Raw genomic sequence first — 326 nt, 5'->3', positions numbered from 1 at the left:
TTTTTTTTTTTTTTTTTTTTTTTGGTGTTTTTTTTTTTGTTGGTGTTGTGGGTTGTTTTGTGTTTGTGTGTGTGGTTGTTTTGTTTTTTTTTTTGTTTTGGGGGGGGGTTTTGGTTGTGGGGGGGGGGTGGTTGTGGTGGGGGGGGGGGGGGTTGGGTTGGCCCCCCCCCGCGCCGACATGGAGGACGCGGTCGGTGCCGATGGCGCCGACGGCGGGGCCGGCGAGGGCGCTGCCGATGGGGTACATGCCGACGGTGCCGGCGTCCTCGTAGGCGTGGCCGCGGTTGAGGACCGCGCCCGGGAGCTGGGTCTGGACGCTGGGGGCG

Annotated in this window: 1 pseudogene; it reads right to left on the bottom strand. The window is 61.0% G+C overall.

Annotated elements, in window-relative coordinates:
- Nucleotides 1–326 (bottom strand): annotated as a pseudogene (locus PUR71_RS02370) (hypothetical protein); the annotation flags it as partial.

This window comes from Streptomyces sp. SP17BM10, assembly GCF_036322405.1.
Lineage (GTDB): Bacteria > Actinomycetota > Actinomycetes > Streptomycetales > Streptomycetaceae > Kitasatospora.
The sequence above is the reverse complement of the archived record's forward strand: the minus strand, read 5'-3'. Positions and strand labels throughout refer to the sequence as shown.